This window comes from Accumulibacter sp., from assembly GCF_031732815.1.
Taxonomy (GTDB): domain Bacteria; phylum Pseudomonadota; class Gammaproteobacteria; order Burkholderiales; family Rhodocyclaceae; genus Accumulibacter.
This window is the reverse complement of record NZ_JAVMKF010000117.1, coordinates 1-21,543: the sequence shown is the minus strand read 5'-3', so window position 1 is coordinate 21,543 and position 21,543 is coordinate 1. Positions and strand designations below refer to the sequence as shown.

At 66.7% G+C, this 21,543-nt stretch carries 19 protein-coding genes and 1 tRNA gene; 9 read left to right on the top strand and 11 right to left on the bottom strand.

The genetic code is table 11. From position 1 onward, the window contains the following. Both hisG and RKP46_RS08575 read left to right on the top strand, forming a co-directional pair. The coding region (gene hisG / locus RKP46_RS08580) for an ATP phosphoribosyltransferase (RefSeq protein ID WP_311106259.1) at positions 1-758 on the top strand (758 nt) is incomplete at its 5' end. A 106-nt stretch (positions 759-864) separates the two neighbouring features. Further along, the gene (locus tag RKP46_RS08575) at positions 865-1,980 is read left to right on the top strand and encodes an ABC transporter substrate-binding protein (protein WP_311106258.1); all 1,116 of its coding nucleotides are present in this window, start codon (positions 865-867) and stop codon (positions 1,978-1,980) included. A 44-nt stretch (positions 1,981-2,024) separates the two neighbouring features. Here RKP46_RS08575 and RKP46_RS08570 read toward each other — a convergent pair whose 3' ends face one another. Further along, a complete protein-coding gene (locus tag RKP46_RS08570; RefSeq protein ID WP_311106257.1) occupies positions 2,025-2,480 on the bottom strand; it encodes a hypothetical protein in 456 nt (151 codons plus the stop codon). Positions 2,481-2,607: 127 nt separating this feature from the next. Here RKP46_RS08570 and RKP46_RS08565 point away from each other — a divergent pair, with 127 nt between their 5' ends. Next, positions 2,608-3,555 (top strand): LysR substrate-binding domain-containing protein, encoded by a 948-nt coding sequence (locus tag RKP46_RS08565; protein WP_311106256.1) that lies wholly within the window; start codon positions 2,608-2,610, stop codon positions 3,553-3,555. Here the strand turns inward: RKP46_RS08565 and RKP46_RS08560 are convergent. Together RKP46_RS08560 and RKP46_RS08555 are read right to left on the bottom strand one after the other, a co-directional pair. Then, positions 3,549-4,196, bottom strand: a complete 648-nt coding sequence (locus RKP46_RS08560) for a glutathione S-transferase family protein (RefSeq protein WP_311106255.1) — start codon at positions 4,194-4,196, stop codon at positions 3,549-3,551. The genes RKP46_RS08565 and RKP46_RS08560 overlap by 7 nt on opposite strands. A gap of 68 nt (positions 4,197-4,264) precedes the next feature. Then, positions 4,265-4,582: a DUF2917 domain-containing protein gene (locus RKP46_RS08555; protein ID WP_311106254.1), complete on the bottom strand. Its 318-nt coding sequence runs from the start codon at positions 4,580-4,582 to the stop codon at positions 4,265-4,267. Between the two features lie 114 nt (positions 4,583-4,696). On the opposite strand from RKP46_RS08555, the gene gcvA reads away from it, so the two are divergent. Then, positions 4,697-5,623 (top strand): transcriptional regulator GcvA, encoded by a 927-nt coding sequence (gcvA, locus tag RKP46_RS08550; protein WP_311106253.1) that lies wholly within the window; start codon positions 4,697-4,699, stop codon positions 5,621-5,623. A gap of 163 nt (positions 5,624-5,786) precedes the next feature. Beyond that, positions 5,787-7,907 (top strand): methionine--tRNA ligase, encoded by a 2,121-nt coding sequence (gene metG / locus RKP46_RS08545; RefSeq protein WP_311106252.1) that lies wholly within the window; start codon positions 5,787-5,789, stop codon positions 7,905-7,907. On the opposite strand, the gene hpnE is transcribed toward metG, so the two are convergent. Genes hpnE through hpnC form a run of 3 tightly spaced genes read right to left on the bottom strand, consistent with a single transcriptional unit; the run spans position 7,900 to position 10,911 of the window. After that, a complete protein-coding gene (gene hpnE / locus RKP46_RS08540) occupies positions 7,900-9,246 on the bottom strand; it encodes a hydroxysqualene dehydroxylase HpnE (protein WP_311106251.1) in 1,347 nt (448 codons plus the stop codon). The genes metG and hpnE overlap by 8 nt on opposite strands. Continuing rightward, a complete protein-coding gene (gene hpnD / locus RKP46_RS08535) occupies positions 9,225-10,058 on the bottom strand; it encodes a presqualene diphosphate synthase HpnD (RefSeq protein ID WP_311106250.1) in 834 nt (277 codons plus the stop codon). The genes hpnE and hpnD overlap by 22 nt, the downstream gene beginning before the upstream one ends. A gap of 34 nt (positions 10,059-10,092) precedes the next feature. Next, positions 10,093-10,911 carry a squalene synthase HpnC gene (gene hpnC, locus RKP46_RS08530; protein ID WP_311106249.1) on the bottom strand — a complete coding sequence of 273 codons (819 nt, stop codon included), beginning with the start codon at positions 10,909-10,911 and terminating at the stop codon, positions 10,093-10,095. A gap of 191 nt (positions 10,912-11,102) precedes the next feature. Here hpnC and RKP46_RS08525 point away from each other — a divergent pair. After that, positions 11,103-11,187: transfer RNA gene (locus RKP46_RS08525), tRNA-Leu, on the top strand. A gap of 541 nt (positions 11,188-11,728) precedes the next feature. Here the strand turns inward: RKP46_RS08525 and RKP46_RS08520 are convergent. Further along, positions 11,729-13,045: an IS4 family transposase gene (locus RKP46_RS08520; protein ID WP_311106248.1), complete on the bottom strand. Its 1,317-nt coding sequence runs from the start codon at positions 13,043-13,045 to the stop codon at positions 11,729-11,731. Positions 13,046-13,252: 207 nt separating this feature from the next. Between RKP46_RS08520 and RKP46_RS08515 the strand changes: the two genes are divergently transcribed. The 3 genes from RKP46_RS08515 to RKP46_RS08510 all read left to right on the top strand — a co-directional run bounded on the left by RKP46_RS08515 (position 13,253) and on the right by RKP46_RS08510 (position 14,995). After that, positions 13,253-14,095, top strand: a complete 843-nt coding sequence (locus RKP46_RS08515; protein WP_311106247.1) for an SUMF1/EgtB/PvdO family nonheme iron enzyme — start codon at positions 13,253-13,255, stop codon at positions 14,093-14,095. Then, the gene (locus RKP46_RS20200; RefSeq protein WP_409194121.1) at positions 13,995-14,408 is read left to right on the top strand and encodes an SUMF1/EgtB/PvdO family nonheme iron enzyme; all 414 of its coding nucleotides are present in this window, start codon (positions 13,995-13,997) and stop codon (positions 14,406-14,408) included. The genes RKP46_RS08515 and RKP46_RS20200 overlap by 101 nt, the downstream gene beginning before the upstream one ends. A gap of 80 nt (positions 14,409-14,488) precedes the next feature. Next, positions 14,489-14,995 carry an RNA-directed DNA polymerase gene (locus RKP46_RS08510; RefSeq protein WP_311106246.1) on the top strand — a complete coding sequence of 169 codons (507 nt, stop codon included), beginning with the start codon at positions 14,489-14,491 and terminating at the stop codon, positions 14,993-14,995. A 50-nt stretch (positions 14,996-15,045) separates the two neighbouring features. Here RKP46_RS08510 and RKP46_RS08505 read toward each other — a convergent pair whose 3' ends face one another. Genes RKP46_RS08505 through RKP46_RS08490 form a run of 4 tightly spaced genes read right to left on the bottom strand, consistent with a single transcriptional unit; the run spans position 15,046 to position 20,948 of the window. Continuing rightward, complete coding sequence (locus tag RKP46_RS08505; protein WP_311106245.1) at positions 15,046-17,556, bottom strand: formylglycine-generating enzyme family protein; 2,511 nt, start codon at positions 17,554-17,556, stop codon at positions 15,046-15,048. Then, positions 17,553-18,659, bottom strand: coding sequence for a hypothetical protein (locus RKP46_RS08500; RefSeq protein ID WP_311106244.1), 1,107 nt, complete (start codon positions 18,657-18,659; stop codon positions 17,553-17,555). The genes RKP46_RS08505 and RKP46_RS08500 overlap by 4 nt, the downstream gene beginning before the upstream one ends. Beyond that, the gene (locus tag RKP46_RS08495) at positions 18,637-19,629 is read right to left on the bottom strand and encodes a MoxR family ATPase (RefSeq protein ID WP_311106243.1); all 993 of its coding nucleotides are present in this window, start codon (positions 19,627-19,629) and stop codon (positions 18,637-18,639) included. The genes RKP46_RS08500 and RKP46_RS08495 overlap by 23 nt, the downstream gene beginning before the upstream one ends. A gap of 2 nt (positions 19,630-19,631) precedes the next feature. Then, on the bottom strand, positions 19,632-20,948 hold the full coding sequence (locus tag RKP46_RS08490) for a toll/interleukin-1 receptor domain-containing protein (protein ID WP_311106242.1): 1,317 nt from the start codon (positions 20,946-20,948) through the stop codon (positions 19,632-19,634). Positions 20,949-21,543 lie beyond the last annotated feature (595 nt).

Sequence of the window (21,543 nt, the reverse complement as noted above, 5' to 3'; positions counted from 1 at the left end):
TCGACGATCCGGAGATGCGTTGCAGTCTGATCCGTCCGCAGGAGATGGGCAGATATGTCGAACGTGGCACGATCGATGTCGGCATTGCCGGCCGGGACTGGGTCCGGGAAAGCGATTCGGATGTCGTGGAAGTCTGCGAGATGGTCTACTCGAAGGTTTCCCGCGGCACAGTGCGCTGGGTTCTGGTGGTCAGCGACGATTCGCCGGTTCGCTCGCCCGAGGATCTGCGCGGCGCGACGATTTCGACCGAGCTGGTCGGTTTCACCGAACGTTACTTCGCCGAGCGCCAGATTCCGGTTACCGTCGAATTCTCCTGGGGAGCGACTGAAGCCAAGGTGGTCGAGGGCCTGTGCGATGCGATCGTCGAAGTCACCGAAACGGGCTCGACGATTCGCGCCAATGGCCTGCGCATCGTCTGCGAGCTGATGGAGTCGTTGCCGGTCATGGTGGCCAACCGGGCGGCCTGGGACGACCCCTGGAAACGGCTGAAGATCGAGCAGATCGCCACGCTGCTGCAATCGACCCTGCGCGCAGAAGGTATGGTCGGCATGAAGATGAACGCACCGGGCGAGCGTGTCGCCGCCATTACCGACATCCTGCCCAGTCTGAAGAACCCGACGGTGGCCCATCTTTACGATTCCGACTGGGTTTCGATCGAGACCATCCTGCCCGAAAAGGAGGTTCGCCGCATCGTCCCCGAGCTGATCAGGCTTGGCGCCGAGGGAATCGTCGAGTATCCGCTGAACAAGATCATTTGAAGCCCGCCGGCAAGCGCCAAGTCTGGCACGGTCGCCGCCGTCCGGGCGGCCTATGATCGCGCATTGGCGGGCCGAATACGGCTGTCAGGTCAGGAGGAAAAGAGTCATGCGGGTCAGACTGTGGGGGAGCGTACTCGTCGGCTGCTGGCTGGCGAGCAGCGCACTTGCTTCGGAAGAGCTTGTCTTTGGGCAGACCGTGGCGCTTTCCGGGCCGATGGCCGAGCACGGCAAGGCAATACAGGCCGGCGCACGGGCCTACTTTTCCCGGATCAATGCCGAGGGCGGCGTGCATGGCCGGCGGATCGTCCTCAAGTCGCTGGACGATGGTGGTGACGCGAGTCGGGCGGCAGATAACACGCTCCGCCTGATCGACCAGGAACGCGTGCTGGCGGTGTTTGCCGGCGCCGAAGGCGGTCCTTGTATCGCCAGCATGAAGGTGGCGATCGAGAAGAAGACGCCGCTGGTCGCCTGCCTGGCCGGCGCCGCCGAGTTCCGCGAAAGCCATAACCGCTACGTCTTTCCGGTGCGTGCCGGACACCAACTCGAATTCGAGCGCCTGGTCGATACCGCTGCCCAGTTTGGCCAATTCCGCGTGGCCTTTCTACACAGCGACAGCGAGACCGGTCGCAAACATCTGGCCAACGTGCGCAAGGCTTTGGCCCGGCACCAGCTCGATCTGACCAAAGCCATCGTTCTCCCGGCCAAGCCCGATGCGGAAGCGATTGCGCGCGAGCTGCGCGAGGCGAAAGTCGATGTTGCCTTCAACCACGGCAGCTACGCCGCATTTGCTGCGGTGATCACGGCCAGTCGCAGACTGGGTGCGGCGACGCGTTTCATGGCGGTCAACTCGGGCGCCCAGCAGATGGTCCGGCTACTCGGTGGCGAAGCCCAGGGACTGGTCTTCACGCAGGTCGTCCCTTTCCCTTGGGGGGTCGCGCCGCCCGTCGTCAGGGAATATCAACGCGACCTGCAGGCGGTCGATGCGGCGGCCGACTTTTCCTTCAGCAGCCTTGAGGGCTATCTCGGCGCACGCGTGCTGGTGGCCGGCCTGCAACAGGCCGGAACGGCAGCGCCGAACCGCGAGGCGCTGGTCAATGGGCTGGAAAAGCTTGGGCAGTACGATCTCGGCGGCTATGCGGTCAGTTATTCGTCGCGCCAGCACCTTGGCTCGTCGTTCGTGGACACGGTGATCGCGACGCGCGACGGTCGCTTCGTGCATTGACTGCCGCGACCGCCGCGCGCGGGAGGTGGCTGCCGCGCGGCTGATCAAACGCTGGTCGCTGGCTGCGGGAGAGGGCGCTGCGCGCGTCGCACCACGGTGCGCGCGACGTGTTGCAGCTCAAGTCCCCAGCGACTCATCGCTTCCGAGATCAGAATCGCCTCGCCGCCGTTCAGGCAACCGTCCGCCTCGGTGATCTCGACAATCGCCGCGAGCGCCTGCTGCTGCTTTTCCGGCGCACGGATGTCGTCGAGCAGGTGCTCGACCAGATCACGATCGAGTTCGATCTGCCCGACGTTCGGTGAGCGCGCGCACTGCAGCAGGTCGTTGCAGAATTCGTGCGTGATGCGGTCGAGCGTTCCGTGTGAGATGCCCAGCTTATCGAGGATGGCTCGCCGATCGAGCGATTCGATTTCGCGTGGGTCGAGGGCACCGTCGGCAAGCAGAGCGAGGGCGACGATGCGTGACATCGCTTCCGGGCTGTCGGTGGTGTAGTGGCGCATGCTTTTCTCCTGGCTTCGCGTTTTGGTGGTTGCCCCTTGTTCAGGTGGGACGGAGCAGACTATGGGGGCGCCGGACGATAATGTCCAATGAGATATAATTCTCGAATGTATTTGCTGGAGCTTATGAGTGCCGCGTCGCCGCATCAGCTTTCGCCAACTGGAAACCTTCTCTGCCGTTGCCCGGCTGCGCAGCTTCACCAAGGCGGCCGAGTCCTTGCACCTGACGCAACCGGCGGTTTCACTGCAGATTAGGCAACTCGCCGAGCTGCTTGGCGTGCCCTTGTTCGCGCAGCAAGGTCGCTTGCTGGTCCTCACTCAGGCGGGCGAGGAAGTGCTCAAAATGGCGCGCGAACTGGACGATGTCTGGAACCGTTTCGAGGCTGCGATCGACGAGCTGAAGGGGCTGAAACGCGGCCGCCTGCGCATCGCGCTGGTCCCCACGGCCAAGTACTTCCTGCCCAGAATGCTCGGCGACTTCTGCCGGCGCTACCCGGAGATCGAGGTCGAGCTGGAGATCGCCGAGCGCGAACGCGTCGTGGCGCGCCTGCGCGGCAACCAGGACGATCTCTACATCATGGTCTATCCGCCGGAAGACCTGCCGCTGATCTGCACGCCGTTTCTCGACAACGAGCAGGTGGTGATTGCCCCGGTCGGGCATTGGGCGGCTGGCCGCAAGCTTGCACTCGAGGCACTGAGCGGCGAGCGCTTCATCCTGCGCGAAGTCGGCTCGGGCTCACGGCGGACGATCGACAGCCATCTCGCGCAGACCGGGATGAGGCTCGATGTCAAGCTGGCGGTGAGCAGCAACGAGGCGATTCGTGAGCTCGTCGCCACCGGCGTCGGCCTTGCCGTGCTCTCGCGGCACGCCTTGCCGGCCGACCCGGCGGCTGCCGGCGTATGCCTTCTCGAGGTCGAAGGGTTTCCCTTGCGCCGACCTTGGCTGGTCGTTCAGCTCAGGAGCAAACCCCTGTCACTGCCGGCGCGCGCCTTCCGCGCGCACCTGCTGGCAGCGGGCAGCGCCGCCGCAGCCGCGCCGGTAACCACAGCAGCCGGCGCCAGCAACCCCGATCACTGATCGATCGGAACCGCCTGGAATGCCGCGCTGGCTTCCAGCCGGTCGGCCAGTGCGCTGAGCGCCGGGCAGGCGCTGGCGACTTCTGCCCATTCGTCCGGCCGAACGTAGCGCACGAAGCCGATCCCGCTCACCGTCGTGATGTCGGCCTGCGTCAGGCGGTTGCCGAAGAGGAAGTCGCCGACCAGCTTCTCTTCGAGCATGGCAAACGCCTGGCGCATCTGACCCCGCAGGCGGTCGGTCCATTCGGCCCAGAGCAACTCGCTAGGTCGCTTGTGCTCGTATTCGATCGCCACCGCTTTCTCGGTAGCGACGGTCGCCAGCGCCATCAACTGTTGCACCTGCCGGCGCTCCGCTCCCTGGCGCGGGATGAGCGCAGCGAGACCACGTTCACACGCGAGTTCGTCGAGGTAATCAAGGATGTACGCGCTCTCGTAGAGCGTCTCGCCGTTCGGCAGCGTCAACATCGGAACCTTGAACAGCGGATTGATCGGCCGCATCGCATCCATCTGCCTGAACACCGAGAGCGACACGTGTTCAAAAGGAATCCCGTAAAGGTGCATGCTCACCGCCACGCGGCGAACAAAGGGTGAGTCGTAGAGGCCGAGCAAACGGTGCGGCGCAGCTTCCGACAGATTCGTCATGTCTTTTCTCCAAGCGTAAAGGTTGGCACCGCTCAGCCGCGCTGCCCTGTCCGACGACTGTTTATTGTTCAGGCGCAGGCCGGCACGCCGGCGAGCCTGAAGCGGGGTAGTGACCAGCGACGGCGGTAGCTGCCCGCTGGCGGTGAGAGGCGGATCCTCACCGGCGCTTCGGCTCCCGGCAGCGGCCAGGCCTCGATCACCGTCGTTCCCGGATGGAAGAGGCGATGACGCTGGCCGGGCAACAGCCAGACATCCCGGCCACCCATTTCTTCGGTCAGCCAGATGCGTCCGCCAAGTGCGATGACCGTCCAGCCGGCCAGTCCGTCCAGCGAAACAGCGGCGTCAGCACGCAATTCGAATTCGACATCGGGTAACAGCGTCGTCATGGTTTCCTCCTGTGCCGGCAATGATGCCTGTCCGATGCTTGACAGGTGCGGCCATTTTCAGCCTGCCGACGGGCCAGTACAATCGAATTGTTCTGACACGACATGTGAGAAAAATTGACCGATAACCGCCGCCTCCCACCGCTTGGCAGCCTGCGCGTCTTCGTTGCGGCCGCGCGCAGCCAGAGCGTCACCGGCGCTGCCGCCGAGCTGCATCTGACGCATGGTGCGGTCAGCCACCAGTTGCGCCAGTTGCAGGAGCAGCTCGGGGTCGCCCTCTTCGAGCGGCATGGCCGCGGCCTGAAGCTGACCGCGCAGGGCGCCGTTTATGCCGAACAGGTAGCGCGTGCACTCGGCGAAATCGGCCAGGCGACCGAGCAACTGTTGGCGATGCGCGACTACCGCCGGCTGCGCGTCAGTTGCATGCCGTCGTTCGCCGCGCGCTGGCTGCTGCCGCGCCTGGGCAGCTTCATTTCGCATCACCGCGAACTCGATGTCGAGGTGCAATCGAGCGCCCGACTGGCCGACATCAAGGGCGGCGAGGCCGATGTCGCGCTCCGCTTCGGCCACGGCCGCTACCCTGGCCTGAGCTGCCGGCTGTTGATGCGCGACTGGTACTACCCGGTGTGCTCCCCCGAGTTCATTGCGCGCCACGCGCTGCTCGAACCGGCGCAGTTGGGCGAGCTGCCGCTGCTGCGCTCGAACGACGAACTCTGGCAACCGTGGTTTACCGCGGCCGGACTGATCGTCGAAGAGCCGCAGCGCGGCGCCGTTTTCGACGACTCCAATCTGATGCTGATGGCCGCCGCTTCCGGTCAGGGCGTCGCGCTCGCCCGCCACACGCTGGCGCTCGACGGCCTCGCCAGCGGCGCGCTGCGTCGCCCTTTCCGGCTGGCCGTCGAGTCGCCGCTCTCCTACTACTTCATCTGTCGTCTGACCGACGAGCAGCAGGCCGGGATCGTCGCCTTTCGCGCCTGGGTGTTCGAGGAAGCGGCGTCGTACCGCGCGCCAGACGGCGAACTCGCGCCTTCGCCTCAATTCTGAGCTTTGCCGGCGAAGTTGGCGTCGCGCCGGGCGTGCGGGCCGATGCGCTGCGCTGGCCGTCGGCCGCCGGTAGCGTGATCGGAGGTGGCGGCAGGCGGCATTGAACGGCTGCCGGCGATCCGCGTTTGGTAGAATGCCCGTTTGTCCAGCCGGCCGGAATCCCATGCCCCGCAAGATCCTCGTTACTTCCGCCTTGCCCTATGCCAACGGCGCCATCCATCTCGGCCACCTGGTCGAGTACATCCAGACCGACATCTGGGTCCGCTTCCAGAAGATGCGCGGCAACGAATGCTGGTACGTCTGCGCCGACGATACGCACGGCACGCCGATCATGCTGCGCGCCGAGAAGGAGGGCCTTACCCCGGAAGCGCTGATCGAGCGCGTGCAGCGCGAACACACGCGCGACTTCGCCGGTTTCCATGTCGGTTTCGACAACTACTACACGACGCACTCGCCGGAAACACGCGCCTGCGCCAACGAAATCTACCGTCGTCTGCAAGCTGCCGGGCTGATCGAAACACGCACGATCGAGCAGTACTACGATCCGCTCAAAGAAATGTTCCTGCCCGACCGCTTCATCAAGGGCGAGTGCCCGAAGTGCGCGGCGCCCGATCAATACGGCGACAACTGCGAGCAATGCGGTTCGGCGTATACGGCGAACGAGTTGCGCAACCCCTATTCGGCCGTCTCCGGCGCCCGACCCGAACTGCGCCAGTCGGAACACTACTTCTTCCGGCTCTCCGACGCGCGTTGTCAGGCTTTCCTGCGGCGCTGGACGCAGGGCGAAGGCCGGCTGCAGAGCGAAGCCGCGAACAAGCTGCAGGAATGGCTGGGCCCGCCCGGCGAGAACCACCTCACCGATTGGGACATCTCGCGCGACGCGCCGTACTTCGGTTTCGAGATCCCGGACGCGCCCGGCAAGTATTTCTACGTCTGGCTCGACGCGCCGATTGGCTACATGGGCGCTTTCCGCAACCTCTGTGCGCGCAGTGGAATCGACTTCGACGAGTACTGGCGCGCCGATTCCACGACCGAGCTGTATCACTTCATTGGCAAGGACATTCTGTATTTCCACGCGCTCTTCTGGCCGGCTGAACTCGAGCACGCCGGCTACCGGACGCCGAGCAAGGTTTTCGCACACGGTTTCCTGACCGTAGACGGCGCCAAGATGTCGAAGTCGCGCGGCACCTTCATCACCGCCGAGAGCTATCTGGCGCAGGGGCTCGATCCCGAGTGGCTGCGCTACTACTACGCCGCCAAGCTGTCGGCCTCGATGGAGGACATCGACCTCAATCTCGACGACTTCATCGCGCGCGTCAATGCCGACCTGGTCGGCAAGCTGGTCAACCTCGCCAGTCGCTCGGCCGGCTTCATCAGTCAGCGCTTTGCCGGTCAACTGTGCACCTGCGACGAGTCGCTGCGCGCGCTGCAGGCGATCGGCGAGAGGCAGGCGGCGATCGCCGAGCACTACGAAGCGCGCGAGTTCGGCAAGGCGGTGCGCGAAATCATGGCGCTCGCCGACCTCGCCAATCAGTACGTCGACAGCGTCAAACCCTGGGAAATGGCCAAACAGCCGGGGCGCGAGAGCGAGTTGCAACAAGCCTGCAGCAACACGCTCAACCTCTTCCGCCGGCTGATCATCCTGCTCAAACCGGTCCTCCCGGCGCTCGCCGCGAAGGTCGAAAGCTTCTTCAACGTCGCGCCCTTCACCTGGAACGATGTCCACAGCGTGCTCGCCGCCGGACACGCGATCCGGCCCTACCGCCACCTGATGACGCGCGTCGACAAGAAGCAGATCGCTGCGCTGGTCGAAGCCAACCGCGAGTCGCTGACCGCGATCGCGCCGGCGACGACGCCGGCTGCGCCGCAGAAACACGCCGAACAGCAGGAAAAGGCAGCGGCCGTCGCCGTCGCCCAGGCGGCAGTGGCCACGGCCAATGGCAGCGCGCACCTGACGCTCGACGAGTTCATGCGCGTCGATCTGCGGATCGCGCAGATCCGCGAGGCAAGGCAGGTCGAGGGTGCCGACAAGCTCGTCCAGCTCCTCCTCGACCTCGGGCCACTCGGCACTCGGCAGGTCTTTGCCGGAATCAAGACGGCCTACGATCCGGCCAGACTGGTCGGTCGGCTGACCGTTGTCGTCGCCAATCTGGCGCCGCGCAAGATGCGCTTCGGACTCTCGGAAGGAATGATCCTTGCCGCATCCGACCCGGATGGAACGACGCCCGGCATCTTCCTGCTCGCCCCTGACGCCGGCGCGCAGCCCGGCATGCGCGTCAAGTAGGGCGGTTGCCGGCGCGCTGACCGGCCGCCGGCGCGCCGAGTATCCCGCGCGCCGCGGCGACGCCGCTGCGCACCGCCGCTTCCAGCGTCGCCGGGTATTCCGCACAAACGTAGTCGCCGGCCAGCCACAGGCCGCGCCTGGCGGTCCGCGCCGGCGGGTGGGGCAGGGCGGGACGGCACGAGTAGGTCGCTCGCCGCTCGCGCACGACGCGTACCCAGGCGGGGTCGGGAAGGCGACGGCGCAGCATGCCGGCGAGTTCTCCGGCCAGAGCGGCAAACAAGGCGGAATTGTCGAGTTCCTCCCAGGCGCCACGCCCGCTGAGAACAAAAGCGAGCAGCCCGTCGGTGCCGCACAACGCGCCGCGGTCGAAAACCCACTGACCGACCGTCGCCGGCGAGCCACCTGCCAGACCGAGCATCGGTTCGGACAGCCGTAGCTCGCGCGGATAGGCGCAATAGACGGTGGCGATCGGCTCGCCGCGATATCCGGCGACTAGCCGTGCCAGGTCAAGCGTTTGCGCATGCTGCGCCAGCAGGGCGCCGGCGTGCGGCGCGTCGACGGCGAGCACGACGGCTGCGTAGCGCTCGCCGGTGATGCTCAGCGGCTCGTCGATCTGCTCGACGCGCTGCGACAGGCGAATCTCGCCACCATGCGCGCGAATGAAATCGGCCGCCGGCTGCGCGAACAGCGCGTCGAGCTCGACGGCCGGCAGCAGCAGGTCGCTGGCCGCGCGCGCGCCGCCGACCGTATCGCGCAGCACGTTGAGAAAGACCTGCGCCGAGGCGTCGGCCGCCGGCGTGTTGAGCGCGGCCAGGCAGAGCGGTTCCCACAGAAAACGACGCAGTGCGCCGAACTGGCGATCGTGGTCGAGCAGCGCGGCAAGCGAACAATCGGCGGCCAGCCGGTAGCCCGTTCCCTGCCAGCGACGCAGACAGCGCAGCGCGGCGAGCTTCTCGCCCAGGCTGGCGCCGCGCGCGCTGAACAGGCCGACGGCAAGGTGCCAGGGCGCCGGCAGGCGTGGCAGACGCAGGGCAAACGGCCGCTCCGACCCGGCCCCGGGAAAGCAAAGGGCGAGCGGCACCCGGTGCAGCAAACGCGCCGGATTTGCACCGACCTGCTGCATCAGGCGCAGCGTTTCGCCATACGCACCGCTCAGGATGTGCTGCCCGTTATCCAGCCGCTGCCCGTGCATGACGACGCTGCGCGCGCGCCCACCAAGCCGCCGCGCCGCTTCATAGACCACCACCTCGACGCCCGCCGCGAGCAATTCGACGGCCGCCGCCAAGCCGGCCCAACCGCCGCCGACGACCGCCACCCTCATCCGCGCACCCAGGTCCACCAGGCAATCCACAGCTTGCGCAGCGGCGTCAGCGAAGTACGCTGCTGCAGCACCAGACAGCCGTCACGCTTGATTTCGTCGAGCAGAGCGCGGTAGATCGCCGCCATCACCAGACCAGGGCGCTGCGCCCGCCGGTCGCTTTCCGGCAGGCTGGCGATTGCCTGCGCGTAATAGCTTTCCGCGCGTTCGATCTGGAACTCCATCAACTGACGGAAGCTGTCCGAATGGCGAGCGTTCAGGATGTCCGCCGCGGGAACGGAGAAACGCTGCAGATCCTCGATCGGCAGGTAGATCCGTCCCCGGCGCGCGTCCTCGCCGACGTCGCGAATGATGTTGGTGAGCTGGAAAGCGATCCCCAGATCGTGCGCATACTTCTGCGTCCGGCGGTCCTGGTAGCCGAAGATGCCGGCGGCGAGCAGGCCGACGACGCCGGCAACGCGGTAGCAGTAGAGCGCCAGCGTCTTGAAGTCGAGGTAGCGCGTTTGCCGGAGGTCCATTTCCATGCCGTCGATGATTTCCTGCAGTTGCTCCTCGGGCAGATCGAACTCGCGTTGCGCCGACTGCAGCGCGAGCGTCACCGGATGCTGCGGATTGCCACAGTAAACGTTGGCCAGTTCGCGCCGCCACCAGGCCAGTTTGGTCGCCGCGATCTGCCCGTCCGGACACTCGTCGACGACATCGTCAACCTCGCGGCAGAAGGCGTAGAGCGCGGTGATCGCGCGCCGCCGGTCGGGCGGCAAGAAAAGAAAGCTGTAGTAGAAACTCGAACCGCTCTGCGCGGCTTTCTGTTGACAGTACTCGTCCGGGGTCATGCGCGAACTCGATCAATCGGCTGGGCAGCCATTGTCACACGAGCGACATGCGGAAAGCACGCCCGACGACGGTCAGCCAGTCCGCCGCAGCCAGCGTCGGGCGCTGGCGAAAGACATCGCCGCGCACGCGCTGAATTCGTTCCAGGATACGCAGGCCGCCCTGCACGGTCAGCCGGATTTCCCAGCCGACACGCCCGGGCAGGACAAAGACCAGCGGCGCTCCCGCATACATCAAACGGCGCGTCCGCTCGATCTGAAAATCAAGCAAGGCAGACCAAGCGTCACCCCCGGTGCCGGCGGCAATCGCCGCTTCATCGATGTGGAAACGCTGCAGATCGGTCTGCGGCAGGTAAACGCGCCCCTTCTGCCAATCAATCGCGACATCCTGCCAGAAGTTGATCAGTTGCAGCGCCGTGCAGATGCAATCCGAACGACGCAGATCGTCGTCGCCGGTGCGTCCGACCAGATGCAGCAGCAGGCGCCCGACCGGGTTCGCCGAGCGCCGGCAATAGTCGAGCAGTTGCCCATAGTCGGCATAGCGCTTCTGCACGACATCCTGCGCAAAAGCGTCGAGCAGGTCACGCAAGAGCGCCACCGGCAAATGCCACTCGTCGATCACCCGCGCCAGATCGGCAAACAGTTCGGGCGCTGGTCGCCGACCGCGCTCGATCTCGTCCAATTGGCGGTGACAGTCGTGCAAAGCCTGCAGACGCTCGTCGTCAGTCGCCTCGCCTTCATCGGCCAGGTCATCGGCGCTGCGCGCAAAGCGGTAGATCGCTTCGATGGGCCGGCGCAGGCGCGCCGGGAGGAGCAGCGAAGCGACCGGAAAGTTCTCGTAGTGCTTGACAGGCATCGTGCAGTGCAGGCGGCGGCCGCTCATCCGACGGCAGTTGGCGACGACGGGCGGCAGGCGCCCGCCACAGGTGCTGACAGTATAGGGTCGCGGCGGTTAAAATGCCGCCACGGAGTGCCGCCAGCAAGGTCAGCAGCCGGTCGGTCCACCCGCACCGGAGGCAAGACACCGCGTGCGTCGACTCCTGCCGTGCCCAGGTGGCGAAATTGGTAGACGCAGCAGGTTTAGGTCCTGCCGCCGCAAGGTGTGGGGGTTCGATTCCCTTCCTGGGCACCAATAAGCAATCCAAGGTAGTCCATAGCAATCCACAGAGCCCGCCTAAGTGCGGGTTTTTTGTCGTCTTTTTTCTGTTGCGGCGTGACATCGTCGCATGGCACCCGACGAGAAACCGGGGTAGCTTTCGGGGTAACTGCCCGTGCCGCCGGGGTAACTTCAGACAACCTCATCTCGGTCCGATGACGATTGCACGATTGTGATCGCGAAGGCTAGGAGATCCAACGCCACTTCCGCAAATGTTCCAGGCGCTGACAGCAGTCGTGATTCGGAAAATGCGTGCCGACGGAGCCTGCAAACCTCGCCGGAATCGCAGCGCGAGCAGGAGCATGGGTCGCCGCGGTGGCCGCCGAGGCCGCCGCGGCGACGCATGGCGCAAGCGGTCCCCGACGAGCCCGATTGGACCGTCTTCGTACTGTCTTTACCAAGCGGTGCGCTGATCGAATTGGTAGTCCGGCGCCGGCTGGGCTTGCGGATCGAACTGCTCCTGCTCGGCATCGGACATCTCCCACAGGGGCGGGCCGCGGGCCGCAATGCTGTTGAATCAGGCCATGGCGATTCGTTTGCCTTTATCGACCTGCCATTTGGAGATGGGCTTCTTTGATACGCGAGGCTGCGAAGGCCGAGGCGTTCGTGGGGGGTAATAGCGCACGCGAGCAATCTCGGAGAGGAGTTCGCGGAAGATTGCCAGGGCCTGTTGGGGGCAGCGGGGCGTGAGGACGAAGGCTTCTTCGGCGAGGGTGATCATGGCGTGCTTGAACTGCGGCGCGGCCGCTGCGGGATGGTCGGGATCGGTGCTGAGCACCATCAGGATGCGAGCGATGACGGCGAGGATCAGAATGGCGAACAGTTCCTGACGAATCCCGTTCTCGGTCCGGCTATGGAAGGTCTCGATGTCGAGGGAAGTCTTCTCGTCGCGGTAATGTGTTTCGACTGCCCAGCGTCGGAAGTAGAGGGCGATGACGGCGGTAGCCGGAAAACGGATGGAATCGTTCAGGTTGGTCAGAAGCACGGAGACGTTGCCATCGGGAGCGACCAGCCGCACCACCCGCAGCGGAATCGGTCCCGCCTTCGGCGGTGTCAGCGTCAGCGTTGCCTCGCTCTGATCGGAGTGAACGAAGGCCTCCACGGCAGGGAAGGTCGAGGCAGCGGGACAGCGAATCACCCAGTAGCCCTGGTACTGGCGATGCAGGTGGCCGATGAGGTCATAACTCGGGTAGCCTCGGTCGAACAGCAGGAGGCCGCCGGACGGGATATGCGGCAAGAGCGCTTTGACCTCTTCGCGCTCGTCGGCCTGCGCAATCGATCGCACCGTCCGCGCGATGGGTAGGCGCCGGAAGACATCATAGGCCGTCGACACCAGGCATTGCGGGTAATGGCCCTTGCCCGGATGCTCCAGCCCGCTCTTCGGGTCGAAGGCTTCGCGTAACGCGGGCGAGGCCGGCAGGTCATACTTGGAGCCATCAATGGCAAAGACCGACAGTCCCTGCCAGGTCGCATCCGCGGACGCCGGCCAAAGCGCATAGGCCAGCCCTACGGCATCGTGATGCACTTGCTCAAAGGCCGTCCAGGGGAGCTTGGCACGCGCTTTGGTCACGGTACTGCGATGGACGGCTTCCGCTTCCGGCCACAGACCACTACGTCGGGCATGGCGAAAGAACGCGCCGGCTTTGCCATCAACCCCCTGGCCTTTCCCACTGCCCGTCAGTGAAAGCAGCAAGACGAAGACCGCCGAAAGCGTCAGTTTGCTCTGGCGAACAAAGGCCTTCGGGGAAAGAGAAAACCCTCTTAAAGAGAGACGATCCGGAATCAGATGAAGAAACGCATCAAAAACAGACGATAGCGGGCATGCATTTTGCATACCGTCTCCGCGTTATCATCGTGGTCTACCGGTAAAAATAGTCTTTTGCATCAATGGCCTAAAGTGGCTTATACCGGGATTTGGCCTGATTCAACAGCATTGCCGCCATGCCTCCGTCGCCTGCCGGTCCTTCCCGCCTGGTGAGTTTGTCCCTATCATGGCGGGAATCTTTCTGCGCCCGCCCAGCCAGGCTAGGCCACGTCACCGATGGTCGCTCCGCTTACTCCCAGCCGCACCCCCACGCCGTCTGCCCAGAGTTCGCCGCCCGCCGGCGGCCAGGCAGCGAGCGGCCCGCATCCAGGCGCCGGCCGGTCGGCCCGGCGAACGATCCTGCTCCCCGACATCGACTGGGTCGAGATCCCGGGCGGCGAATTCCTCTATCAGAAGGGCGAGCGGCGCCGGCTGGAGACGTTCCGGATCGCGCGTTATCCGGTGACCAACGTCCAGTACCAGACCTTCATCGACGACGGCGGCTACGCCGACGATCGCTGGTGGAAAGATCTGAAGCGGCCGCAGCCCGAGTCGTCGCACTGGCCGCAGGCGAATCGGCCGCGGACGAACGTCAACCAGTACGAAGCGGTCGCCTTCACGCGCTGGCTGAGCGCACGGTTTGGCTACGCCGTTCGCCTGCCGAGCGAAAGCGAGTGGGAGCGCGCGGCACGCGGGCGCGACGGGCGCGCTTACCCATGGGGCGAGACTTACGAGAGTGGGCGGGCGAATATCGACGAAACCGCCAAGTATTTTGGGTCCGAGCACAAGGTCGGCGAGTGGACGCTCGAGCAGACGACCGCCGTCGGCGTCTATCCGCACGGAGCGTCGCCTGAAGGGGTACTCGATCTCTCGGGGAACGTCTGGGAATGGTGCCTTGAGGATTCGGAAAAGTCGGTCCGGGGTGAAATGAGTCTCCCCAATTCGGCGGGCGTGGTGCGCGGCTGCTGCTGGGGCAACGATGCAGACGATGCGCGCGCGTCGGGGCGCGACTGGCTCGATCCCGACGACCGGTTCCTCGACGTCGGTTTTCGCGTTTTGTCGTCTGCCCCCATTTCCTGATGCGCTGTCTGCTGCCGACCGTCGCGCAGCGGCGGTCGAAAAAATTTTTTCGCCGCGACCGATGAAGGCTGCGATAATCCCGCTCGCTGGCTTGTCCAGTGGGGTGCCCCGGAATCGGACGGGCGTGGTGCGCGGCGGCTGCTGGAACAACAATGCAGACAATGCGCGCGCGTCGAGGCGCAACAGGAACAATCCCGACAACCGGAACAACGACGTCGGTTTTCGCGTTTTGTCGTCTGCCCACATTGCCGCTTCCGCCAGGTTCGCCGGGATCGCCGACCACGGTTTGCGCTACGCGACGGCGGGGCTTTAATGGCGCGGGTGCATCCCGTCCGCACGCTTTCCGCGTCGGGCGCATACACAACCGGGAGCACCGCCAGGATTCACCCTGGGGTGCTCCGCCTCTCGCCATCCTGTCTGATCCAGCCGCCGAGCAGCCTGCCGATCGGCAATCTGAGCTCGCAGTTCTGGTCGAACGTCTTCCTGCACCCCCTGGATCTGTTCGTGCGCGACGAACTTGGCTGCCGAGGGTACGTGCGCTACGTGGACGACTTCGCGCTCTTCGCCGACGACAAGCCGACGCTCTGGCGATGGAAGGCTGCCGTACGCGAGCACCTGGTGGGGCGGCGGCTGCAGTTCCACGCAGGCAGCGCGCAGGTGCAACCGGTGGCGCAGGGAATTCCGTGGCTTGGCTTCGTCGTTTTCCCGACCCACCGCCGGGTCAAGGCGCGCAAGGTCGTTGCGGCAACGCGCCGGCTGGATGGGCGCTACGCCGCCTGGCAGCGCGGCGAGCTCAGCTTCGCCGAGTTCGACGCCAGCGTCCAGGGCTGGATCAACCATGTCCGTTACGCCGATTCCTGGGGTTTGCGCACACATGTCCTCAGCCCCTTCGTTTTCTGAAAAAAAAAATCGCGACCGCCGCTGCGCGACGGTCGGCAGCAAACAGCGCATCAGGAAATGGGGGCAGACGACAAAACGCGAAAACCGACGACGAGGTACCGGTAGACGGGATCGTGCCTGAGGCGCCACGACGCGCGCGCATCGACTGCAAGGTCGCCCCAGCAGCCGCCGCGCACCACGCCCGCCGCGTCGCCGGTATCCAATTCAGTCCGGTCCGGCTGATCGTATCTGTTGCGGCACCATTCCCAGACGTTGCCGCAGAGATCGAGAACGCCTTCCTCGGAAGCGCCGTGCGGGTAGACGCCGACGGCGGTCGTTTGCTCAAGAGACCACTTGCCTGTCTTCTTCCCGCCGTAGCGGGCCGCTTCGTCGACATTTGCCTGACCACTGGCGTAGCTTTTTCCCCAGGGGTAGTCGCGCCCGTCCTGCGCACGCGCTGCACGTTCCCATTCGTCTTCGCGCGGCAGTCTGACTTCGTAGCCGAGTTGGGCGCTCAACCAGCGGCAGAAAGCGACCGCTTCGTACCAGTTGACGTCCGTCCGCGGGCGATTGGGCTGCGGCCACGTTGAGGGACTCAGCTCCGGCCGCTTGAGGCCGCGCCACCAGGCCGCTGTTTTCTTTCCCTGGCCATAGCCGCCGGCGGCGACGAACGCCTCGTATTGCGCGTTGGTCACCGGGTAGCGCGCGAGATGGAAAGTCGGCAGCGAGCGCTTTTCGCCTTCCTGGTAAATGAAGTCGCCGCCGGGAATGCGCACCCAGTCGATGTCGGGCAGGCCGCGCAAATCCAGTCCGACGCCGCGCCGCGGGTCGCCGATCTCGGCCAGTCGATCGCCGATGGCGAGCCGGCGCGGTGGTGTCGTTGCCGGTTCCAAGAGTTCGGCGAGCAGCGCGTCGGCCTCGCTCGGCGCCGGCGCGTCCTCCACTGGCGCGTCCTCCGCCGGCGGACCGTCGGCGTCGACCTCGACCTCGACCTCGCGCACGCCGACACCCGGGCGCGGGTCGCCGATTTCGGCCAGCCGGTCGCCGATCGCCAGCCGTCGCGGCGGGAGCGTGCCGGGATCCTCGAGTTCGGCCAGCAGGCGTTGCCGTTCGGCCGCGCGTTCGCGCTCCGCCGTGTCCGCGACAGGGGGATCGGGTGGCACAGGCGGCGAGGGCGGCTCGCTTGGCCCGGCGTCGCCGGCCAGCCACTCGTCAAGCTGGCGGAGAAACCTGCCGGCCTCTTCGCTGCTCTGCCCGGCGGACCAGCCGGCCAGATCGAGCACGCGCTCGGCGCCGAAGCCGGGCTGCGGCAGTTCGACGGCCGGATCGACGCGCAGCAGCGCGCTGCGCACTGCTAGTGCGGGCAGCGCATCCGGCCCGCGCGCCAGCCGCCGGCGGGCGGCGGGCGTCCACAGGCGCAGGATGGGGACGGCCGGCTCGGGCTCGTCGTCCGCCGCCGCGGCATGCCCCCCGGCCCCCGCCGCCGGCGCGTCCTCCTCGATCAGCTCGGCACCGACGCCCTGCGTCCGCAGCCAGCGGGCGATGGCTTGCGCCGGCGCGCGGTCTTCCGCCAGGTGGCTGAGCAGCAAGCGGGTCGGCGGCAGCGGCCCGGGTGGCTCGGGCAGCGTCGCGCGGAGCTGATGGCGGCGGCCGTCGATCGTCGTCAGGACGAGGCGCAGCGCGCGGCCGACGTCGATCGGCGGCACGCGCACGCGCCGGTCGCTGCCGATCAGGTGCCAGCGGCCGGGGTGATCGGGGCGGTCGGGGAAGCCGACATGCAGGTCGGCTGGCAGCGGTGTCGGAAACTCGATTGCCTGCGCCGCGTCGCCGGCGTCGACGAAGTGCAGGATCGTCCTGTTTTCCTGCACGTCGTGGTGCACGCGCACCGCCAGGCGGGCGCGGCGGAAGCGCGGGCTGGGCGGCGGTTCGCCGAGCCAGGCCGGGAGCGCCGCGGCCGGCGGGCTGGCGGCGGCCGGTGTCGCCGTCGTGCCGAGGCGGCAGCTTGCGTATTGCCGCAGCCAGCGCAGCTCGTCGAAGGCTTCCGCCGCGTCGCTGCCGACCGTCGCCAGCGTCTGGCGGATCGAGCGCGCCAGGCGCATGCGCCGCGCCTCGTCGCCTTCGTTGCCGATCAGGCGCAGCATGTCGCGCAGGCCTTGGCGCAGTTCCTCCTGTGTCGCGGCGTCGGGAGGGCGCAGCGTATCGAGGCGCAAGGTCTGTGCGAGGCGGTCTTCGGGCAACCAGTGGCGGCTGTGGTGATCGATGAAGGCGAGCGCCTCGGCGAAGCGCGCACCGTCACCTCGCAGCTCGCCGGCGAGCAGGCGCGCGACACCGCCGTGGAGGACGACATCGCTGCTGCTGCGCGCGCCGACGAGCGGGCTGAACCAGAGCAGCGACTCGATCTCGGCGCCGCTGCCGGGCAGGAAATGGCAGCGCGCGTTGCGCAGCAGCAGGGGCTCGATGCGCGTTGCCGGCGAGAGCAGGCGCAGCAGGCGGGCGAGCGGCGCCAGATCCCCCCATGGCGCGCGCAGACCGGCGGCGTCGACCAGCCGGTGTTCGAAGTCGGTCGGCTGCTGCCAGCTCATCGCGCGACGCGGTGGGCGAGCCCGCGTTGCCGGCGCAGCATGGCGGCGGTCGTCGCCGGATGCCAATGGACGAGCTGCGGAAACAGACCCAGGTCGGCCGGCCAGTAGCGGGGTGGCCAGGGAACGAGGATGAGCAGCGGCGAATCGGCGCCCGCGCAGCGGCGGACGAAGTCTTGCCAGTCAGCGCCGGCGCCGTCGTGCAGCGGCTCGCCCCAGATGCCGAAGTCGGTGGCGACGAGCACCGGCTGGCCGGCCTGCGGGCGCCAGCTCGCGAAATCCTCTCTCTCGGCCGACCAGCGGCGTGCCGCGGCGGGCGCCCCGCTGAAATGGAAGCTCGTCACGCCCGCTGCGCCAAGCGTGGCGATCGCTTGCCGGGCGAGTTGGCGCAGGTCTTCCCACCAGGGCAGCATGCTGTCGCTGAAGTCGAGCAGGAGCTGGCAGCCGTGCGTCAGCGTCGGCGCCAGAACGCGCGGCAGGCGCGGCGGCAGGCGGCGCGCGACCAGGCAGCGGACGAGTTCTTCGTGGTCGATCTCGTCGCCCGTCCGCTGCGTCGCCAGCGCCGCGGTCAGCACGCCGCGCGCCGTGCGCGCCGGCAGCAATGCGTGGCGCAGCGGAGCGGCGCGCGTTTGCGGGTCGATGCGGCGGTAGCCGGCGCTCAGCCAGGTAGGCGGCTGCGCGTCGTCGCCGGCGTCCGGCGGGTCGGCGACGAGTTCGACCAGCTCGCAGGCGAGCATGTCGGCGGGTAGCGCCTCGGGTGTCGGCGCCACACGCGGCACGGCCCAGCCCGGCGCCGGCGGCGGCGCGATCGGCGTCGACCGCGTCTGCGCCTGGGTCTGGCTGTGGTCGTAGACGGTCGGCGTCGGCGTCAGCGTTTGCGCCGCGCGGGGATCGGCGGCGCCGAAGCCGAGCGCTTCGGCGATCGCTCTCCGCTCGGCCTCGCCGAACTGGTCGCAGCGCAGATGCCTGAGCGCGGCGACCAGCTCGGCGAGACCGATCTCGCCTCTCCGCTCGGCCTCGCCGAACTGGTCGCAGCGCAGACGCCTGAGCGCGGCGACCAGCTCGGCGAGACCGATCTCGCCTCTACGCTCGCTCGGAACGCTCATCTTCGCGCAGCATCGGTTTGCGCAGCGTCGCCTGCTCGACCTCTTGCCAGACCTCGGAATCGACGCCGATGGCCAGCCAGTGGCAGGTAAGCACGGCGTCGAGAAACTCGCTCGTTCCGGGCGGGCGCCGGCCGCTGTCCTTCAATTCGTCGCGCAGCGCGAGGATCTTGTCGGCGACCGCGGCGACCAGCGCCGGTTCGGCTTCGCGGGCGCGCACGGCGGCGATGGCGATCAGGATGTCGCGGGTCGGTTCTTCGAGCCGCAGCGTCACGCAGCGGCGGATGAAGGCCTGCGGCAGCTCGCGCTCGCCGTTGGTGGTGATGATCGTGAGCAGCTTGGCCAGCGGGTCGGCGGTCAAGGTCGTGTTGTCGGGCAGGCCGAAACTGCGCCGGTCGAGCGGTTCGAGCAGGTCGTTCGGCAGGTCCGGTTCGGCCTTGTCGATTTCGTCGATCAGCACGACGGTCGCGGGTGGCTCGCCGGCCGCGGCTGGCCGGGCGAGGCCGGGAAAGCGCGCCTTGTTGCGCGGCGGCTGGAACTCCGGCAAGCCGCGCAATTCGGCCGAGCGAGGGTCGAACGCCCACCAGAAGATGCCGGGGTTGTAGTACTCGCGGTCGCGCTTGAGCAGTACATGCGCATCCGCGCGGGCGGCCCGGTGCGCGTCGTTCAGGCGACGCAGATGATCGACCTCGACGGTCAGTTGCTCGCAGCGCGTGCGCGAGGTGATCGTCTGGCGGACGAAGCTCCATTTGAGGACCGCCGCCATCGTCTCGGCGAGACGGCTTTTGCCGCAGCCGGGCGGCCCGGCGACGAGCAGCGGCCGCTCGGTGGCGAGCGCGACGTCGACCGCGATCAGCGCCGTGCGGGAGAAGATGTAGGGCGCGACCGTGGAGGGGTTCCCGGCGCTCGCTTCTTCGCCGGGAAAGCAGTCGTCGTCGGGCAGTTGGAAGTGGCGGGGGGAGTAGCGGCTCATGGTCAGTCCTGGTTGATGACGGCGCGCGCGGCGCATTCGGCGGCGATCTGTGTGCACTCGGTTTCCCAGCCCTGGATCTCCGGGACGATGGCCTGCATTCCGTAGCCCAGCGGGTCGGGCATTCGTTCGCCGACATCGACGATGAAAAGCAACGACGGGCAGTCGCCGGCGCGCGCCTTGAGTTCGCCCAGCACCGCCGGGTCGGGGAGGAGGTCGCCAGGCGGCATGAGCAGAATGATCAGGCGTTCAGTGTTTTTGCGCAGCAGACCGTCGATGACGTGCGCGGGTGGTGTCGGCGTTACGCTCTCCGGCCATACCTGTGCGCGCACGCCGTGCCAGATCTCTTCGGCGCTGGTCAACTGCGAAATGGGGATGATCTTTGTCCGGCGATCGCCGGGCCAGGCTCTTTCGCTGTAGCGTTCGAGCGTGAAGTAGCCAGCCTTGAGTTCGGGAACCGGTTTGGCGACGTAATGGCCATTCAGCGCCAGACAATCGCCGGGTTGCCGGGCATCGGCCATGATGCGCGCGGCGCCGACGTCGACCCACAAGGCGCGAATGTAGCGCAGGACCTCTTCGGCACGCCGCCGGTCGGGACGCGGAAACACCTCGTTCATCAGGCGGGTGAACAGCGGCAAGGCCTCCTCGCCCTGGCGAAACAGGTATCCGGCGATCCCTCTGGCCAGGCAGCGCGCCGGGTCCAGTGCGCTCGCCGGGGGTCGTCCGCCAAGCTTCAGCGCCTGCCAGAGATTGTCCAGGCCATCGGTGTCGATTTCCCGGGCAAGGATTTTTTCGACGCCACCGACCAGTCGCTCGAAAGGGGTCTGCCGCCTGCTTCTCAGCGCGACGCACTCGTCCAGCCGCGGCTGCCGCAGACCGCCGACGATTTCGGCAGCGGTCCTGACGTCCTCGACGCACTGGAAGCGGTTGAGCCCGAGCGTGCGGAAATAATCGTCCGCTTCGAGGTCAGCCGCCTGCTGTCCATCGAGGAGAACCAGAAAGAGCCTGAAATCCTTTTCGTTGGCGGCGCGCCAGCAGAGGATCGTGGCTTCCTTGCGCACCCAGGCGGACTGCCGCGCGCGTTTCGAGAGCAGCAGGACTCCGGCGTGGCAGTCGTACAGCCACTCGTCGAGGCGCTTTTCCCAGCGATCACTCGGCTGCAGGCCGGCGTAGTCGACGAGGATGTCGATGTCCTGGCCGTAGGCCTGCCCGAGCGCGTCGCAGGTGTCCTGCAGGAGCCGCCAGTTGGCTTGCGCCTGAGCATCGCCGGTCTCATCGTCGCGCAGGCGCGAACTGTGGCTGATGAAAAGCTTGAGTGCCATGATCCGTTTTCAGGGGGGGTTTTGGCGCAGCCGGATCGAGCGGCCCGCCGATGGAAGACTATCATGCATTGGCCGACGGGGGAGAGTGGGGGATCAGCTCTGAAGCATGACTCCCGAAACTCAGTGGTAGCAAGGTTTTGCGGCAACCGCAAAAAATAACTTTCGCAAAGGGAGGCTAGACAAGCGTACGGGCTTCTGGCAGGACACGTGGAGGGCAACGGTTTACGCTTGAGCCGGAGGGTCGGTGGTGGCGGTCATGAGTACGCGGGATTGGGTGCACTGCGGTCGCGAGTTCAGCGCGGCGGAGATGGCTGATCTCTGTGCGACAGTGGCCTGGCTGCCGGGATTGCCGCGGTATGAGTTGGCGGCGACGCTGTGCGCCGAAGGATAGGAGATCCAACGCCACTTCCGCAAGTGTTCCAGGCGCTGACAGCAGTCGTGATTCGGAAAATGCGTGCCGACGGAGCCTGCAAACCTCGCCGGAATCGCAGCGCGAGTAGGAGCATGGGTCGCCGCGGTGGCCGCCGAGGCCGCCGCGGCGACGTCGGCTCGCCCACGTACGCGAGGATCTCGCGCACGGCCGACGCCTCGGTGA

Excerpts from the sequence above, each read along its gene's own strand:
- RKP46_RS08570 (WP_311106257.1), bottom strand. The coding sequence starts at position 2,480 with ATGCGCCACTACACCACCGACAGCCCGGAAGCGATGTCACGCATCGTC.
- RKP46_RS08490 (WP_311106242.1), bottom strand. The coding sequence starts at position 20,948 with ATGGCACTCAAGCTTTTCATCAGCCACAGTTCGCGCCTGCGCGACGAT.
- hpnD (WP_311106250.1), bottom strand. The coding sequence starts at position 10,058 with ATGACCCCGGACGAGTACTGTCAACAGAAAGCCGCGCAGAGCGGTTCG.
- RKP46_RS08495 (WP_311106243.1), bottom strand. The coding sequence starts at position 19,629 with ATGAGCCGCTACTCCCCCCGCCACTTCCAACTGCCCGACGACGACTGC.
- RKP46_RS08555 (WP_311106254.1), bottom strand. The coding sequence starts at position 4,582 with ATGACGACGCTGTTACCCGATGTCGAATTCGAATTGCGTGCTGACGCC.
- RKP46_RS08560 (WP_311106255.1), bottom strand. The coding sequence starts at position 4,196 with ATGACGAATCTGTCGGAAGCTGCGCCGCACCGTTTGCTCGGCCTCTAC.
- RKP46_RS08515 (WP_311106247.1), top strand. The coding sequence starts at position 13,253 with ATGGTCGCTCCGCTTACTCCCAGCCGCACCCCCACGCCGTCTGCCCAG.
- hpnC (WP_311106249.1), bottom strand. The coding sequence starts at position 10,911 with ATGCCTGTCAAGCACTACGAGAACTTTCCGGTCGCTTCGCTGCTCCTC.
- RKP46_RS08500 (WP_311106244.1), bottom strand. The coding sequence starts at position 18,659 with ATGAGCGTTCCGAGCGAGCGTAGAGGCGAGATCGGTCTCGCCGAGCTG.
- RKP46_RS08520 (WP_311106248.1), bottom strand. The coding sequence starts at position 13,045 with ATGCAAAATGCATGCCCGCTATCGTCTGTTTTTGATGCGTTTCTTCAT.
- RKP46_RS08505 (WP_311106245.1), bottom strand. The coding sequence starts at position 17,556 with ATGAGCTGGCAGCAGCCGACCGACTTCGAACACCGGCTGGTCGACGCC.
- RKP46_RS08575 (WP_311106258.1), top strand. The coding sequence starts at position 865 with ATGCGGGTCAGACTGTGGGGGAGCGTACTCGTCGGCTGCTGGCTGGCG.
- metG (WP_311106252.1), top strand. The coding sequence starts at position 5,787 with ATGCCCCGCAAGATCCTCGTTACTTCCGCCTTGCCCTATGCCAACGGC.
- RKP46_RS20200 (WP_409194121.1), top strand. The coding sequence starts at position 13,995 with ATGCAGACGATGCGCGCGCGTCGGGGCGCGACTGGCTCGATCCCGACG.